The organism is Flavobacterium sp., assembly GCF_046155325.1.
Classification (GTDB): domain Bacteria; phylum Bacteroidota; class Bacteroidia; order Flavobacteriales; family Flavobacteriaceae; genus Flavobacterium.
Genome location: NZ_JBJXDQ010000191.1, coordinates 1 through 3,312, shown reverse-complemented (window position 1 = coordinate 3,312; position 3,312 = coordinate 1). Strand labels below are relative to the sequence as shown.

Here is a 3,312-nt window from a genome sequence, read left to right as displayed (position 1 = left end):
TTAATTCTCCATTTTTATTGACAACCTCTACATCATTTTCTCTTGTACCGGTAATAATAATTTTATTTTCGGTCGATGATATTAATGTTACTTGGAGTTTATCAAATACTTTTACTCCATTAAAATCGCCAACGTTTTTATTTATTTGTGCAACACAAATTTGTGCTAAAACTAAAAACAATAATACTATTTTATTTTTCATTTTTAAATTATTCATTTATTCTAATAAAATTAAAATCCAATTGTTTTTTTACTAAATCGGCAGTTTTTACTTTTACATAAATTTCGTCACCTAATTGTAATAAAGTTTTAGTTGTTTGTCCCACAAGTGCATATTGTTTTTCGTCAAAAACAAAATAGTCGTCTTTTATTTCTCTGATTCTAACCATTCCCTCGCATTTATTTTCTATAATTTCGACAAAAATTCCCCATTCGGTTACACCAGAAATAACTCCCAAAAATTCTTGATCTTTATGATCTTGCATGTATTTTATTTGCATGTATTTTATAGAATCTCGCTCAGCTTTAGTGGCTAAACCTTCCATTTGGGAACAATGCACACACTTGGTTTCGAATATTTCTTGACTTGCTGATTTGCCATTATCCAGATAAAATTGCAATAATCTATGCACCATTACATCTGGATAACGACGAATTGGCGAGGTAAAATGGCTATAATAATCAAATGCTAATCCGTAATGACCAATATTATCTGTCGAATATTTTGCCTTACTCATCGAACGAATGGCTAAAGTATCAATCAAATTTTGCTCTTTTTTGCCGTGTACTTCCTTCATAAGTTCATTCAAAGCATGAGAAACAGATCCCGAATTAAAATCAATTGTGTAGCCAAATTTCTTTATTAATTCAGACATGGCTAATAATTTATCTTCATTAGGTTCGTCGTGAATTCTATAAATAAAAGTCTTTTTTTGTTTGCCAATATATTCGGCTACTTTTTTATTAGCCAAAAGCATAAATTCTTCAATTAAATGATTTGAATCTTTACTTTCTTTAAAATAAACACCTTCTGGATTTCCTGTTTCAGACAAATTAAATTTAACTTCTACTTTATCAAAAGAAATGGCACCATCATTCATTCTTTTTTGACGCATAATTTTAGCTAATTCATCTAGTTTTAAAGTAGCAAATACAATTTCGTCCGAAACTTTATAAGAACTTCCAGTGATTGAAGTTTCAATTGGAATTATATTTTCTTTGGTTTCTATAATAAACTGCGCTTCTTCATAAGAAAAACGTTGATTCGAATCGATTACAGTTCTACCAAACCATTGGTTTTTTATACTTGCTTTTTTATCCAATTCAAAAATTGCCGAAAAAGTATATTTTTCTTCATTTGGACGCAAAGAGCAAGCAAAATTGGATAAAACTTCGGGTAACATTGGTACAACTCTATCTACTAAATAAATAGATGTTGCCCGATTATAAGCCTCGTCGTCAAGGATTGTACCTTCTTGCAAATAATGTGAAACATCAGCAATATGAATTCCTATTTCAAAATTTCCGTTTTCTAAAACTTGAAAGGAAAGCGCGTCATCAAAATCTTTGGCATCTTTAGGATCAATCGTATAGGTAAGAACTTGTCGCATATCACGACGATTTTTAATTTCACTTTCGGTAATTGAAGTATCTATTTTTTGGGCATACGTTTCCACTTCTATCGGAAATTCAGAAGGTAAACCGTATTCTGCCAAAATAGCATGAATCTCAGTATTATGCTCTCCTGGTTTTCCTAAAATCTTTATTACTGATCCAAAAGGAGAATCGGCTTTCTTAGGCCAATCTTCAATATGAACTAAAACTACATCACCATTTTCGGCTGCGCCTATTTTATCTTTTGGAATAAAAATATCAGTATACATTTTAGGATTAGCAGTTGATACAAACGCAAAATTTGGTTGAATAGCAATTACACCTACAAAATCTGTTTTGGCGCGTTCTACCACTTCTATAACCTCGCCTTCTGGTCGTTTTCCTTTTCGACGATTATAAATATAAACCTTTACTTTGTCTTTGTCTAAAGCGCGATTTAAATTATTAGTCGGAATAAATACATCTTCTCCAAATTCTGGACAAATAAAATAAGCAGTCTTTCGACCTGTCATATCTATTGTTCCTTCATACAAATCCTCGGAAATTGCTTTGACAAGATATTTTCCAGGTTCAGATTCTATTATCATTTTTTGTGCAGCAAGAATCTTTAAATCATGAATAATTTCATTTCTCGATTTAGTATCATCTACTTCGAGTAATGCTGCTATTTGCTTATAATTAAAGGGTCTATTACTGTTTGTAGTTAGTATTTTTATAATCTTATTAGAGAAATCTTTTGAATTATTACTCGGTTTTCTGGGTTTCTTGCTCATGAAATAGTTTCTTAAAAGTCTAAAATTACGAAATACTATTCATTGTGTACCAATGAGAATGAGGTTTTAAATAAATAATAACTTTTATTTTAAATAGAAAATTCATTTATAAAAGATTTAAGTTGTCAACATCTATTAAAAACAACAAAAAGAAAAAGAAATTTAAATTAATTTTTAATGGTTATTATAGCGTGTTTATAGCTAGAATAAGTTTTTATTAAAAATATCAATTTCTGAATTAAATGATTTTATAAAGATTTATTAACAGGTTTATTTAGAGTTAAAAGTTTAATTTTAAAGGCTTTTTAAAAATTAATTAACAGTTGTTGACAACAAAAAATACAACTATTTTGTACATAACTTAATATTTATTTTTTGTTTATAAATGGTAAATTAATTGTTATAACTTTTATATAAAAAAAGCAAACTAAATTAGATTATTCCAAGCTTGTTTTTGATTATGTATTTATAGTTTGCAAACAAGAAATAGTTGTAATATTCTATCTCAACTTATAAACATTCCATGTTAATTTAATATTATCTGATTTACAGACATTTAAAAAAACTATTAACATTACGATTTATTAACATTAAATTTAAATTAAGGAAGTGTTTTTAAACTTAATGTTAACCCGTTGGGTGTAATTAATAAAAATTAATAATTAATACTATATGAAAAAATTTAACCGCATAGATTCATAGAAAAAAGAGTTTGATAGCTCAATTCATGGTTTCGCATAGCTATGTTTTTCTCGAATTAAGTGAAACGACTTTCAAAATTTTCAGAATCTATATTTCTATGTGGTTAAAAAATTATGAAAATTGAATTACACCCAACGGGTTAATGTTAACTAAATTTATAAGAAATAATGTTATTTAACTAAGGTTAAATATTTAAGTATTTAGAATAAAAACATAAATCTTT

The 3,312-nt window shown here is 27.7% G+C and carries 2 protein-coding genes; both read right to left on the bottom strand.

Annotated features, from left to right (window positions below):
• Positions 1–202, bottom strand: a 202-nt coding sequence (locus ACKVOD_RS12690; protein WP_409209836.1) for a GIN domain-containing protein, incomplete at its 3' end; no start/stop codon positions are given.
• 7 nt (positions 203–209) lie between these two features.
• On the bottom strand, positions 210–2,387 hold the full coding sequence (gene rnr, locus ACKVOD_RS12685) for a ribonuclease R (protein ID WP_409209835.1): 2,178 nt from the start codon (positions 2,385–2,387) through the stop codon (positions 210–212).
• Positions 2,388–3,312 lie beyond the last annotated feature (925 nt).